This is a genomic window from Marinobacter sp. G5_S1_61_S3 (assembly GCF_054968585.1).
This window is the reverse complement of the sequence record NZ_JBQKUK010000004.1, coordinates 174,242-187,614: the sequence shown is the minus strand read 5'-3', so window position 1 is coordinate 187,614 and position 13,373 is coordinate 174,242. Positions and strand designations below refer to the sequence as shown.

Below are 13,373 nucleotides of genomic sequence, written 5' to 3'. Positions count from 1 at the left end.
GTGTTGTTATCCAACACCTGACTATAGGGCACAGCCGACGTTTCAGCGAGCCCCCGCAGCCGTTCGACGGGTATCCGGCTGATCCAGCCGCGCCATTTCCGCCAGCAGCTCCGAGGTCTTTTCCTTCATCAGGGCAATGTCCCCTCGTGACTCCACATTCAGCCGCACCAGCGGCTCCGTGTTCGACATCCGGAGATTGAACCGCCAGCGTTCAAACTCAACACTCAGGCCATCAACGTGTCCCACAGATACCGCATCGGCACCATAGATCTCCTCGATCACCGCAAGCAACCGGGCCGGATCATCCACCGTGCGGTTAATCTCCCCACTGGCGGGGAAAGCGTCAATGCGGGCGTCGATCAGCGACGATAACGGCTGCCCAGTCTGGCACAGGCGTTCGGCAACCAGCAGCCATGGAATCATGCCGCTGTCGCAGTAGGCGAAGTCCCGGAAGTAGTGGTGGGCACTCATTTCACCCCCATACAGGGCATCTTCCTCGCGCATGCGCTGTTTGATGAACGCGTGTCCGGTTTTGCTTTCGATAGGTGTTCCGCCAGCCTTTCGAACCAACTCCTGGGTGTTCCAGGTCAGCCGCGGGTCGTGAATGATCTTGCCGCCGTCTACCTTCTGCAGGAACTGGTCCGCCAACAGGCCCACGATGTAATAGCCTTCGATAAACCGGCCATTTTCGTCAAAGAAAAAACAGCGGTCGTAGTCGCCGTCCCAGGCGATCCCCATGTCGGCCCCTTCGCGCAGAACCGCCTCAGCCGTTACCGCCCGGTTTTCCTCCAGCAGGGGATTGGGAACCCCGTTCGGGAAGTGCCCGTCGGGTTCGTGATGCAGTTGTACGAAATCAAAGGGCAGCCATCGTGACAACGCGTCGATGACCGGGCCCGCACCGCCATTGCCCGCGTTAACCACCACCTTCAGAGGGCCAATCGTGGTGCCGTCGATGTATCCCAGCAAGTGATGGATATAGTCGGCCTCCACTGACAGGCTTTCCAGGCGCCCGGGGATGGCGGCATCCATAAACGGCTGGGAGACTCTGTCACGGATGGTGTTCAGGCCGTTATCCGAGCTGATGGGGCGCGATTCGCGGCCAACCAGCTTCATACCATTGTGATCCTTGGGGTTGTGGCTGGCCGTCACCATAATGCCGCCATCCATACTGTAATGACTGGTGGCAAAGTAGATCTGCTCGGTACCGCAAAGACCGATGTCATAGACATCTGCCCCCGCCGCCCTGAGCCCGATGGTCAACGCTTCTGCAATCTCCGGGCTCGATAACCGGATGTCATACCCCACCACAACCCGGCGGGCACTTGTCAGCTCCACGTAAGCACGCCCGATTCGCTCTGCCAGTTCAGGATTCAACTGGTCGGGAACCCGGCCGCGCAGGTCATAAGCCTTAAAACAGGACACGTCCATAGCTGTTTCTCCGTCTAACCTTCGATCAATGGCGCGGCCCACCCTGCTGCCCCTGGCGGTTTTGCAAAGCGGGCCGCGTTGGCCCTATACCTTTTCCGACATCACCGGAATCTGCTCTTCCTCCACGTCCGGGGTGGGCGCCGCGCGACCGTACCGGTCGTCCAGGCGTTCAATGTCATCCTCGCCAAGGTAGGCGCCGGACTGGACTTCAATCAGCTCCAGGGGAATGCGGCCGGGATTGAACAGCCGGTGTACCGCGCCGATCGGTATGTAGGTGGACTGGTTCTCGGACAGCAGGAACGTTTCCTCGTCACGGGTCACTTCGGCAGTACCCTTGACGATGATCCAGTGCTCAGCCCGGTGATGGTGCTTCTGCAACGACAGCTTCTCGCCCGGCTTGACGCTTATGCGCTTCACCTGAAAACGGTTGCCCATGTCGATGCTGTCGTAGCTGCCCCACGGGCGATACACCTGCCTGTGCGTGCGGGTTTCCGAGCGCTGGTCACCGTTCAGCCGCTTCACCAGTTTCTTGACGTCCTGCACCTTGTCCTTGTGGGCAACCATCAACGCATCTTTGGTGTCGACCACCACCAGGTCTTTCACGCCCAACATGGCCACCAGCTTGTCCGAGGTGTGCACCAGGCAGTTGTTACTGTCTTCCAGGCAGGCATCACCCAGGATGGCATTGGCGTTCTCGTCCTTGTCGGTCACATCCCAGATCGTGGACCAGGAGCCAACGTCGCTCCAGCCTGCATCCATCGGCACCAACAAGGCTTTCGATGTTTTCTCCATCACTGCGTAGTCAATGGAATCGTCCGGGCAATGCTCGAATATCTCGGCGGGAATACGGGTGAAATCCATGTCGCGCTCGAGGCTTCGGGCGGCCAGAAGACAGGTGTCGTAAATGTCCGGGCTGTGTTTCTTCAGCTCCGCCAGGTAGCTGTCGGCCCGGAACATGAACATGCCGCTGTTCCAGTAGTAACCACCGGCAGACAGCAGCGCGGCGGCTTTTTCGGCGTCCGGCTTCTCGATAAAGCGGGACACCGGCCGGGCAGCGCCGGGCGCCTCTCCGGACTGGCCGGCAGCGATATAGCCGTAGCCAGTCTCCGGCCGGGTTGGCGTAATACCAAACAGCACCAACCCTCCGGACCTGGCGGCTTCCTGCCCCTGGGCAACAGCCCGCTGGAACGCCTCGACATTTTCAATGGCATGATCCGCGGGCAACACCAGCATGATGGCTTTGGGATCTTTTCGCGCCACTTCGATAGCGGCCATCGCGACCGCCGGGGCGGTGTTGCGGCCAAACGGCTCCAGCAGTATCGACAACGGTTGACGGCCTATGGCCTCCAACTGCTCTTTGACAATAAAGCGGTGCTCATCGTTGGCCACCACAACCGGCGACTCGGCGTCGTCGACCGGCAGCCGGCACAGAGTTTCCTGCAACATACTTTGTTCCCCCACCAATGGGAGGAACTGCTTGGGATAGGCCTGGCGCGAGAGGGGCCAAAGCCGTGAACCGTTACCACCTGAGAGTATGACTGGAATCATCGTTCTGCTCCTTTGCTCTACAAAGACGTACCACAGGGACGTCCGTTGGCGTATTAATCTGGACCCTTGAACCAGGGCCCGTTAGAACCGTTTACTTAGGGTGATGTTGCTGGGTGGATCCGGCTGCGCGCCCTCGGGCCACAGCGGGTTAATGCCGTACAGATAGGAAATATCGCCACCCAGACGGGTGGATTTCATCGGCCGAAGTTCATCCAGAAAGGCAGGCATTCCCTCAACAGGTCCCCAGGCGGCCTGCCAGGGTTCCATCCAGGCCAGGGACCAGGCCTTATAAAGCCCGTCGACAATCTGCTCGTCTCCGGTGATGTCTTCAATTCGTTCCGGATCATCCAGCCCCGCGACGACATTTCCGGCCATTTTCGTAAACTGGTCCTGGTAACGCTCGTAAACAGAGTTGCCATTGACCTCGGCAAACAGCGCGATCATGGTCAGGGGCTGCATGGCGTAGTTCATGTATTCCAAGGCCCGGGTTTCCCGGCTGAGTTCCTTGGGCAGGTAACCGTCCTCATTGATCTGCCCCATGGCTTCATCGAACTTGGCCAGCGACCAGTTCCAGTCGTCGCAGTCCTGGGTTGCCACCGATGCCGACATCACGGCCCAGGCGGCCCAGTAATCATGGTTGTTGACCTTCTTGGCTTTTCGATCCGTGTAGTAATCACGGACCCCATCACTCAAGCGCAGAAACCAGTCTTCAATTCGGCGCGCCCGCTCCAGATCCATGGCGGCCTCCGGCGCCGACGTCCACATCCTGAGATAGGCGTTCGCAGCGGCTGCCAGTGCCCATTTGCGTACCGCCTGACCGACGTGATTGATGTCATCCGTCAACAGGGCATCCGATGATGCCCACGCGTCGAGGTTGTCCAATACGCAATCCAGCGCTTCGGGGCCATCGCCATCAACCTGGTAGTCATCGGCGGCAGCGATAACAGCCTTCTCGAAATCACGCACGTTGCTGGTGGCCTTCTTGTACTCTTCATAGGCCTGCTTGTTCAGATTGTTGCGAGCGCTGTCACTGCCCTTGTACTTACTGGTCAGCGACAGCGAGCCGACGTGCGGCTCCACCCGCTCGCAGTCGTAGTCACCGCCATCCTTGTCTTCCGGCGTCTGGTAATAGCCCACCGGAGCACGCAGTTGTCCGTTCAGGCACTGCCCGGCGTGAACGCTGCTCACACCAAAGACGGCGGTTATCGCCGCAGACAGCAGCACCCGGCCCCATTGTCGATGTTCAGAGCGTTGTTGGATTCGCATAACCATCCTCTCTATGCGTTGGATGAATGTGCGTCAGATGTCCTGACGGCGACAGATTTTCGTGGTTACCGTTAAGCCTTCCGAGACCTGCTCCGGTTTCAGCGCGAGGTCCAGCGACATGAACATTTCATCGTTCCAGTTCGGCCCTTCCGGGAGCTCGAAGACAAACCGGCCAGGGGTTTCAACCCGATCGCCGTACTCCATATCCACGCGGTCCTTGCGCCCGAACACGTACCAGATGAAGGCATCAACCTCTTTCACCCCCGGGTCACTGAACTGCAGGTCGACGACGTATTCGTTGCTCGGCATTTCGATGAACTGTCCACCGCCGTTGTAGAGCACTTCGGTGGTCCCGGCCTTGACCGGCGTGGTTTTCTGCAACACCGGCTCCTGGCTCTCACAGGCACCACTGATCATCGGTGTGACCTGCCGATAGAACTCCGCACTGTCGAGGTTGTGGTAACCGGGCACCTCCCAGATCATGATCTTGGGTGGCGACTCCCGGAAGTTGTCGGAAAGCAGGTATTCGAACATGGAGCCGTCGTAGCTACCGCCGGCAACCGCCACGTTGAGCACCTCTACACCCAGAAACTCCTGCAGCGCCCCGACAAAGTTGTAGTCCTGGGCACCCTTACTGTTACTGGTGCCCACCAGGGTGATGGGGGGCAAGTCCTGGTCGCCAAACAGGGCGCTGGCTTCAGCGGATTGGCCGGTACCGGAGGACTCGGTGCGAAACTCGTCCACGTACTGCGAGCCGTACTCGAAACCGCATATCCGTTTAACCGCGTCCTGAAGCGACCCGTCCTTTCGGATCAACCCGGACCGACGAGTCACGAATTCCTGCTGCGACAGCGACTGATAGGCCGGCATGTCCTTGATTCGCTCCGCCACGACCTCCGCGGTCCGCCGGGCACCATAAGGTGTCCAGTGGTGATCCCGCTTAAAGAAGAAGGCGTCTTCACGTGTCTCTTCGTCCAGAAGGGGCGTCAGGTCTGGAACCACCAGCCCTGCCTGGCGAAAACGCATCAACGCGTCAGCGTAATTTTTACGGGCCACGTTCCAGCTGAACGGCACCGGCGATGTCGCGGGCAGATGATTGGGATGAACCAGGCCTTTTGTCGGCTGGAACACCATCACCAATTCGGTACCGGTGGTTTGCTTCAGGTGCCTGGCAAAGCGCTTCAGGTGTTTCAGGCCTTCCAGGTTCGGCCCGAACTGCTCAACCAGTTCCGCTTCAGAACGGAACAGCCAACCGTCTTTGCCCTGAACCAGCATCTTGAAGTTCTTCAGATAACCGGTGTCGTAGCTGGATGGGTATGCCGTGAGTGGGCACAGGTCACAACAGCGTTCGATGTTGTACTCGGGCAGCTCGGCGGCGCGGGCCTTTACACCCGCGACGCCGAGCAGCCCGAGCGCAACCAGCGCCCATAATCCACGGCCTCTGAACACCTGCTTCATACCGATGTATCCACTCGGTTTTCAGCGACAACCAGCCTCGGCTCGCCACCAACGTCGATGGCAAATACGCTGAATACCTTGCCGCGCTGCAGATTGACTTCACTGGTGGTTGCCAGCGCCTTGTTGCTTTGGAAAGCGCCCAGCGCAATGCTGACGGCGTTGATTTCGCGATTGGCCACATCAAGGGAGCCCACTGCATCAATCACGGCTACCTTGCCGTCGGACGTTTTCAGAGTGACCCCGCTATTGCTGGTCAGGTTGTAGAATGAAAGCAGTGCCTTGCGAGGGTTGTCGAAGGCGACATCCTTCATCACTTTCATCTCACCGGAATCCAGTACAACCACCGTGTAGAACTCGTTCTTTTTCATGTTGACGGACGTCTTCTGACCGGCAACGTCCACCTGATAGTTACCCTCAGAAAGGTAGATGTAGGGGCTCGCCTCCAACGGCGATACTTCCTTGATCACCTTGTCGCCCACAGAGGCGCGAGCGATGGCGCCGCTGGCATCCGCGTTCACCACGCGAATGAAGGCCGCCCCGTCCGGCGCCTCCGCGGCATAAAGCGCGTCCTCGCCGGCCTGGGCCATGTTCATGGAGACCAGCAAACTGCTGATCAGGGCAAAAAAAGCGGTATGCATCAGTGCTCTCATTTTCATCATCCTCAGGGGTTGGTTTCAGAACGGCTATCCGCTTGCGCGGTCAGCGTGTTATCAGCCCGGCGGAACCAAGCCTGGGCCTGTTCGGACTCCAGTGGCTGTGCCAGGTAACGCTCGGGAAATTCCCAGATCACCAATTGCGGCGGTTGATCCCGGAAATCGGAAGAGTTCAGGTACTCGATCATCGGTACGATAGGGCCGTCGCCTTCTTCGGCCACGTTGATCAGGTCCTGCCCCAGGTGCTTTCGCAAGGCGCCGGGGAAATCCCACTGTTCATTGGCGCTGTAACTTGTGCCAACCAGAACGGTGTTGGTGACGTCATCGCCAAACAGGGCGCTGGCGTTCGCCTGGCCGTCGTTCTGGGCGCGCGTCGTTCTCGGTTCCAGTTGGTCAGGTGCAGGACCGAAGTCGGTAAACGCTGGCTCCACTGGAATGTAATTGAGCAGGTCACCACGGTGCTGGACCGGTTGGCCAATGGATGTCACAAAGCTCTGCTCGCCCCAGGACAGGCCATTGAAGCGATCGCGGATGAACTCGGCAGCGCCTTTCGCGTAGAGGTTTGCGCCGTTCGGCGACCAGTGGGTGTCAGTTCTCAGGAACACCGACTCTCCATGACGTGTCGCCTGCTCCAACAACGGTTTCAGCTCCGGCGCGGGAATGCCCGCTGTCGCCAGTGACTGCTGGAACCGGTCGTACAGTGACATCATCGTCGGTTCGGGCTTCGTACTGCCCAGCATGTCCGAATGGATTCGGGCCTTGGCGGGCACCACCAGCACAACCAGCGGAACGCCCTCGGCCAACAGATAGTCGGCGACGCGCTGTACACGACTCAGGTTGCGATCGACCACCTCGCCGTCACGGCTGGCCGGGTAGATTTCCTCATCGGTAAACAGCCACTCGTCTTGTCCCACGACAACGCCTTTCCGGCCCTCGTCAAAGAGCGTGTAGTTGATCGCGGCCCAGAGATTGGTTCCCAGATCCTTCGCCGGGAACTGATCGTCGTAATGGCTCTCCAGGTTGCGGGCCAACTCACCGTTGACTGGGCTCAGCCCCGTTTCGGCCTGATAGCCCAGCAAGGGCCGCAAGGACAGCACACCCAGCCCCAGAACCAGCGCGATGAAGAGAACAGCTGTGATTCGTGCAGACGTTTTAGTCATCAAATCCACCCTCAGAACTGGAAGTACAGGAACGGTGAGAAACTCTCAGCGGACAGTTTCAACACGGCGAGCGCAAACACCGGAACCAGCAACGGCGCAGCGGCGGACCGCCAGCCGGACAGGATGGGGCCAACCTCACGATGCCCGAGCCGATCCTTCAGCCCCATCATCGCGATCACTCCGAAAGCCACGACCAGGATCGCCAGGTTCAGGTCCCGGATGCCCTGGACAAAGACATCACTCAGGCCGGCACCGTCGAAGCTGAACATGGCACCGTAGAAACCGAAGGCCTCGGTGATCGTGCTGGCCCTGAAGGTGACCCAACCGAGCATCACGAACAGGAAGGTCAGCGCCCACCGGAAGAACCGGAATCCGGACGGACTGCCCGACACACCCAGCGCCCTTTCCACAGACAACAACAGACCGTGCCAGGCACCCCACAACAGGAACGTCCAGTTGGCGCCGTGCCAGAGGCCGCCGAGCAACATGGTGAGTAGCAGGTTGCGATAAGTTTTGACCGTACTGTTGCGGTTGCCGCCCAGGGGGATGTACAGGTAATCCCGCAGCCAGGTGGACAGGCTGATGTGCCAACGACGCCAGAATTCGGTAATGCTCTGGCTGATGTAGGGCTGGTTGAAGTTCTCGTTAAACCGGAAGCCCATCATCAGACCCAGGCCGATGGCCATATCGGAGTAGCCGGAAAAGTCGAAATACAACTGCGCGGTGTACGCCAGGATGCCCAGCCAGGCATCCGCCGTACTGGGGTCAGACAACGCAAAGGCACTGTCCGCCAGCGGTGCTATCGAATCCGCAATGAAGACTTTCTTGATGAAGCCCTGCATGAACCTGAACGCGCCCTCACCGAACTTTTCCATGGTATGGGTGCGGTAGGTGAACTGATCCGCCAGGTCCTTGTAACGCAGCACCGGCCCGGCAATAAGCTGGGGGAACAACGCAATGAAAGCCGCGAAATCAATAAACCGCCGGGTCGGTTCGGTATCCCCTCGATACACATCCACCACGTAGGAAATGGCCTGGAAGATGTAGAAGGAAATGCCGATGGGCAGGATGATATTCGCCAGTTCCAGCGGCTGACTGCCGGCGCTGACCAGCAGGTCGTTCAGGCTGTCGACACCAAAGTTGGCGTACTTGAAGTAGCCGAGCGTCGCCAGGTCACCACCAACACCGATGGCAACCCACTTGCGGGCACTCGCGGTGCCAACACCGGCGCGGTGTATTGCCAGGCCGATGAAATAGTTCCAGAAGGTCACGGCCACGAACAGCAACAGGAAATCCACCCGCCACCAGGCATAGAAGGCGTAGCTGCCGATCAGGATAACCAGTGAGCGGTGCCTGAACGGTGTCAGGTAATACAGCCCCAGGAAGGCGGGCAGGAACAGAAACAGGAAGATATTGGATGAAAAAACCATGTCAGTTCTCCGCCTGCGTAACCTGGCCCGACACCACAGCCGTGGGCTCTATGAATACTGCACGCCCCTGGTTCCGTAGTGCGTCAAAAATCTGCATCTGGTATTTGCCAAGCACACCCTCGAAGTGGATCCCCACGTCTGACCTGGGGAATCGCATTCCAACGTCATAAATTGCGATGTAAGCAGGGTTGTCGGTCGACAGGGGGCCGCTGGCGTTGGAGGCTAATTCGCCGCCCACCACGTTCATCGACACCTCGTAGGAGTAGAAGTCTTCTTTGAAATTACGGTCGGTGGCGGACAGGTCTTTCAACTGACCATAAATACCCCAGGTGCCGTTGAGCACCGCAACGTTGTGGTAGACATTCACATTGCTGCTGTTTCTGACACGGATGCCATTGCGCAGATTGTTCATCAACCGGTTGCCCCAGAGCAGGTTGTCCGGCGACTCGTAGAGCCCGATACCGTCACCCTGGTTGTCATAGGAAACGTTATTGGCCACCACGTTGTTGGAGCTCTGACGGTCCAGAACGATGCCGGATAGCCCGTTGTCGTAGCTACGGTTGCCAACAATCCAGCTGTTATTTACCTCGCGGGAGATGATGATGCCGTGCTTCTCACGGGTGCCATAAACCTCGTTGTTGGCAATCAGCAGTCGGCTGGAGTAGTCATGGGGGTCGATGCCATACACGATGTTGTCTCGGTAGACGTTATCGACGATGGCAACGTCTTCCGCCTCATAGCAGTAAAACCCGTAATAGAGATCCTCGAAGGTGGATTCCACCAGCCAGGCATGGGGCGCGCTGCGCTGCAGACGGGCGTTGTCGTACTCAGAGTACTGGGCCACGGTAAACCCATAGGATTTACTCTGGAGATAACCCAGATTTGCCATGGTGGTGCCGAGAATAAAGTTCTCGCTACCGCCCCAGCCCACATAGAACGGACGGAAGTTGCTTTTCTTCTGGAACGTGGCCGGGCCATTGGCCTCCTCGCGCCACCCAATAATCTTGCTGTCAATGGCAAACAGCCAGCCGTCGTTGGCAATAAACGAACCACGCTCCTCCGACAGCCGCAGGGTCTCATCGCGCAGAACCAGGGTGGCCTCTTGTTTGACCGCCAGCGGCAAACGAATGATGTAAGTACCATCGCCGACCTGTTCCATGTAGCGACGATCATTCACCTGCCGATAGACATCCTCCAGCGTCACCTTTCCGCTGTTAACCATAATCGCCTGAGGATGTGAAAACTGACGGATCACCCACTCGCGCGCCCGCCCTTCGTCCACGAAATCCCCCAGTGCACTGACCCCGCCCATACGTTCCACTGTTACATTCGGTGCGGAATCCTGCCGACCGGCAAGCTTTGCCTCGATGGCGTCACGGCTATAGCCGGATACATCAGGGATCTCAGGCTCAGGCAAATACAGCTCCTCGCCAGACTTTATCTCGATGCCATAGTCTTCCTCCAAGGGCGCAATCGCCGGCGGCGCATTTACCACATTGCCATCGTCGGCGCTGGCTGCAGCCAACGCATTCAGCGGCAATATGAGCACCGTGGTAAGAAGGCAAAAAGCCCATCGGGTTTCCAGGATTTTCATGAGTTCTCCTCAGAACCGCTTCGACACGTCTACAACTACCCGATGCCTGGCGTCATCTGCGTCCTCGCCGTAGGCATCCCCTGGCATGAAAACGCCACCACGCAAACGGACATCAAACGCCGCCCAGGAGGTTGAAGCGCTATCGCCGTAGTAGCCCAATACCAGATCCACAGATTGGCCCAGGTCATCACTGCTGCCGGTAAAGCCTGGCTCGACCAGGTCGGAACGCACGGCGCCGTTCTCATCACTCAGCCAGTAACGGTGGTACAGCAGGTTGGCGTCCCAGGTATCGCGGTCAGACAATGCGGTGTAGAAGGTCAAGACCCGGATATTGCTCCACTCCGGTTGAATGGCTTCACCAAACCGAGGCACCTGGGAGCGGGTTCCGGTAAACCTTGAGCGGTTGCTTTCCAGGCTGGTTTGCTGAAAGGCATCACTTTCGCCAGGCTCACCACCACCGGACGCAACGGCACCGTGAGCGCCGACAACCCAGCGAGGCGTATCCAGCAATTGGGCACGCGCGCCCAGGTCTGCCGCCCAACCGGAGACATCGCGTTCACGATCGCTGAAGCCATTGGGCGCACTGGGGTCTGTGCCGACCACAGTGTCCGTACCATTCACTGCCGCAACCGACGCGAAATACTGGAACGTATCGTGGGAGTGCCAATCAAAATAGCTCCGATCCGCCTGGAGGGCCGTCCAGGTCAGCGAGTCCGTGAAACCTTCATCCAGCGTCTGGCCTCGCAATGCGTATTCTTCAGCCTGATCTCCGTAGCCCTGGCCATGGGTCACCAGGAAGCCCAGGTAGTGACCTTTCCGCCACTGCCAGCGTGTATGGGCAAAAAATCGAGCAATGTCCTGCTCTTCGTCCTGAAGTTCGTTGTTGTCAGTCCGCAACTCGGCGAACTTCTGGGCGACACCCACGGTGGTGTCCAGCAGCGACGTGTTGAAGATCCAGCGCGTGAGGGTAATATCGTCGTCCCACCACATACCGCTGTTTTCCTTCAGACGCTCACGGCCAAAGCGAATCGACTCCCCGGGATAGTCGCTCAGGCCGTTGTAATCCAGCCAAGCCTCCCTGAGCGCAAGAAAGCCGTCGGTGGTGGTCGTGCCGCCGATTTCGTCGCTAACATCCACCTGACCGGTTGCGCCAAACGCCTGCAGACGCAGTTTTGAGCGCCAGTGAGGTGACAATTGCCAGACCCACTCGGGCTTGATGTCGAGGCCGGCTTCGTTGGATTTGGTCTCGCCATTGGAGCCCAGTCCAAGGCGCCGGTCGCCTTCGCTGATAAAACTGAGCTTGGACTTTATGTTCTGTTCAACCAGCCGCGGATAACTCTGGTTCGCCTCGTCTGTAGACTTCGCTGCGGCGGGCGCTACGACGAGTGATGCCAGGCAACTGACAGAGAGTGCGAGGCGAGTTAATCGATAGTTCGTTATAAGCTGCATTGAGCTTATCCTCCTTGTTTTGTGGTCGTTGCCGGGCCTGAAGTGCCTCCGGCGATCATCTGTCGCCGCGCGGCACGTTCCTGCCTGTACAGGGCCTCAGCTCTCTTTTCGGTGTGTTCGGGTAGCGACAGAACCATATCCACCATCAGTTCTTTGGCACGCTCAACGCCGCCCTCCACTGCCAGCAACGCGAAACTCCAGGCATAAACACGGTTCACCTCGATGCCTTTTGCTTCCCAGTAAAGCTCGGCAAGGGCGTAATCCGCCTTTGGAAAGCCTCGGCGTGCCGCCGTCAGAAGATGCTGCTTGGCCTTTTCGGGATCTGGCTCCCCGAGATAGCCACGCTTGTAGATGCGCCCGAGCAGGTATTCCGCCGAGGGGTATTTTTCACGCGCTTCCATGGCGTACTCGATCGCCTTCTTCGGATCGGTCGGCACAATGCGGCCTCGCTCATAGGCCCGGGCCAGTGACAGCGACGCCTTCAGGTCACCATTGGCTCGCGCCTCCCGAAGCATCTCGATAACGACCTTCGGTTCAGCGAGGTAGTTGTTCTCCATGATCAACTTGGCGCGCGCCGTCAGGGCGGGCACGTAGTCGGGCGTCAACATCTGGTAGAGTTCGTTGGTGGCAGCCACCTGTTTTTGCGGGGTTTCGTCGTCCGACAACCACCGCGCGAACAGGTACAGATCGCGATCTTCAATACTGCCCTGCTCCCAGGCCTGCTTGGCCCGGTCAACAAGTGCCTTCAGATCCTCACTCCGGCCGTCAACCAGATACACTCTGGCGAGCAGTTGGAAGCATTCGGGCTGGGCCTCGGCAATGGGCGCGCACAGCCCTTCAATTTCATCCGTGTGGCTTTCGAACTGGTCCGTCAGCAGGTAGTAGCGAGCCAGAGCCACGTCACCTTTGGGATCGCCGGCTTCCCGCGCCTGCTGAATCAGCTCAAGCGGTTTGCCGTTGGGGAACTCCCGGGGGAAATGGATGTACAGGTTGATCAACGGGATCAACGCCGTCTTATCACCTTCCGCAAGCGCTTTGCGCAGGTAACGGGCGCCATTGGCCCGCTGCTCCGGGGTTTCCCCTTCCCGCGCATTCATCTTGCCTATCCGGATAGCAGCTCGTTCACTACCCTGCTCCGCGGCCTTCCTGTACCAATCCAGCGCCTTCTGGCGTGCTTCCGGTGTGTCCTGCGCACCATAAAGATCCCCCAGCTCCACCTGGGCGTCCGCCAGGCCAAACTTCGCCAGCTTTTCCAACTGCGCCCGGGCCTCCTGAACGTCACCTTCGGCAGCAGCCTTCTCAGCCCGCTGAATGTCGGGCAGGTTGCCGCAACCAGACAGCACCAGAGTGAACAGACCGGCAATGCACGCTACTCGCTTCATGCTCT

10 protein-coding genes are annotated in these 13,373 nt (G+C 58.8%); all 10 read right to left on the bottom strand.

What is annotated here, in order from left to right:
• Positions 1-42 precede the first annotated feature (42 nt).
• Entirely contained in the window at positions 43-1,428 is a 1,386-nt protein-coding gene (locus ACTRWH_RS05225; protein WP_041334423.1) for a phosphohexomutase domain-containing protein, read from the bottom strand.
• An 84-nt stretch (positions 1,429-1,512) separates the two neighbouring features.
• On the bottom strand, positions 1,513-2,976 hold the full coding sequence (locus tag ACTRWH_RS05220; RefSeq protein WP_036202691.1) for a mannose-1-phosphate guanylyltransferase/mannose-6-phosphate isomerase: 1,464 nt from the start codon (positions 2,974-2,976) through the stop codon (positions 1,513-1,515).
• An 81-nt stretch (positions 2,977-3,057) separates the two neighbouring features.
• Positions 3,058-4,242 (bottom strand): alginate lyase family protein, encoded by a 1,185-nt coding sequence (locus ACTRWH_RS05215; protein WP_157665625.1) that lies wholly within the window; start codon positions 4,240-4,242, stop codon positions 3,058-3,060.
• A gap of 33 nt (positions 4,243-4,275) precedes the next feature.
• Positions 4,276-5,700 carry an alginate O-acetyltransferase AlgX-related protein gene (locus tag ACTRWH_RS05210; RefSeq protein WP_462826040.1) on the bottom strand — a complete coding sequence of 475 codons (1,425 nt, stop codon included), beginning with the start codon at positions 5,698-5,700 and terminating at the stop codon, positions 4,276-4,278.
• The gene (locus ACTRWH_RS05205) at positions 5,697-6,350 is read right to left on the bottom strand and encodes an alginate O-acetyltransferase AlgF (protein ID WP_041334419.1); all 654 of its coding nucleotides are present in this window, start codon (positions 6,348-6,350) and stop codon (positions 5,697-5,699) included. The genes ACTRWH_RS05210 and ACTRWH_RS05205 overlap by 4 nt, the downstream gene beginning before the upstream one ends.
• An 11-nt stretch (positions 6,351-6,361) precedes the next feature.
• Positions 6,362-7,513, bottom strand: coding sequence for an alginate O-acetyltransferase AlgX-related protein (locus ACTRWH_RS05200; RefSeq protein WP_462826039.1), 1,152 nt, complete (start codon positions 7,511-7,513; stop codon positions 6,362-6,364).
• Between the two features lie 11 nt (positions 7,514-7,524).
• Positions 7,525-8,943 carry an MBOAT family O-acyltransferase gene (locus ACTRWH_RS05195; protein ID WP_434050122.1) on the bottom strand — a complete coding sequence of 473 codons (1,419 nt, stop codon included), beginning with the start codon at positions 8,941-8,943 and terminating at the stop codon, positions 7,525-7,527.
• 1 nt (position 8,944) lies between these two features.
• Positions 8,945-10,537 carry a right-handed parallel beta-helix repeat-containing protein gene (locus ACTRWH_RS05190; protein WP_085681794.1) on the bottom strand — a complete coding sequence of 531 codons (1,593 nt, stop codon included), beginning with the start codon at positions 10,535-10,537 and terminating at the stop codon, positions 8,945-8,947.
• Positions 10,538-10,546: 9 nt separating this feature from the next.
• Positions 10,547-11,986 carry an alginate export family protein gene (locus tag ACTRWH_RS05185; protein ID WP_462826038.1) on the bottom strand — a complete coding sequence of 480 codons (1,440 nt, stop codon included), beginning with the start codon at positions 11,984-11,986 and terminating at the stop codon, positions 10,547-10,549.
• Between the two features lie 5 nt (positions 11,987-11,991).
• A complete protein-coding gene (locus tag ACTRWH_RS05180) occupies positions 11,992-13,368 on the bottom strand; it encodes a tetratricopeptide repeat protein (RefSeq protein WP_036202674.1) in 1,377 nt (458 codons plus the stop codon).
• Between the last annotated feature and the right edge of the window lie 5 nt (positions 13,369-13,373).

What these genes read in the sequence shown, in the direction of transcription:
- ACTRWH_RS05225 (WP_041334423.1), bottom strand. Translation starts at nt 1,428, where the DNA reads ATGGACGTGTCCTGTTTTAAGGCTTATGACCTGCGCGGCCGGGTTCCC.
- ACTRWH_RS05220 (WP_036202691.1), bottom strand. Translation starts at nt 2,976, where the DNA reads ATGATTCCAGTCATACTCTCAGGTGGTAACGGTTCACGGCTTTGGCCC.
- ACTRWH_RS05215 (WP_157665625.1), bottom strand. Translation starts at nt 4,242, where the DNA reads ATGCGAATCCAACAACGCTCTGAACATCGACAATGGGGCCGGGTGCTG.
- ACTRWH_RS05210 (WP_462826040.1), bottom strand. Translation starts at nt 5,700, where the DNA reads ATGAAGCAGGTGTTCAGAGGCCGTGGATTATGGGCGCTGGTTGCGCTC.
- ACTRWH_RS05205 (WP_041334419.1), bottom strand. Translation starts at nt 6,350, where the DNA reads ATGAGAGCACTGATGCATACCGCTTTTTTTGCCCTGATCAGCAGTTTG.
- ACTRWH_RS05200 (WP_462826039.1), bottom strand. Translation starts at nt 7,513, where the DNA reads ATGACTAAAACGTCTGCACGAATCACAGCTGTTCTCTTCATCGCGCTG.
- ACTRWH_RS05195 (WP_434050122.1), bottom strand. Translation starts at nt 8,943, where the DNA reads ATGGTTTTTTCATCCAATATCTTCCTGTTTCTGTTCCTGCCCGCCTTC.
- ACTRWH_RS05190 (WP_085681794.1), bottom strand. Translation starts at nt 10,537, where the DNA reads ATGAAAATCCTGGAAACCCGATGGGCTTTTTGCCTTCTTACCACGGTG.
- ACTRWH_RS05185 (WP_462826038.1), bottom strand. Translation starts at nt 11,986, where the DNA reads ATGCAGCTTATAACGAACTATCGATTAACTCGCCTCGCACTCTCTGTC.
- ACTRWH_RS05180 (WP_036202674.1), bottom strand. Translation starts at nt 13,368, where the DNA reads ATGAAGCGAGTAGCGTGCATTGCCGGTCTGTTCACTCTGGTGCTGTCT.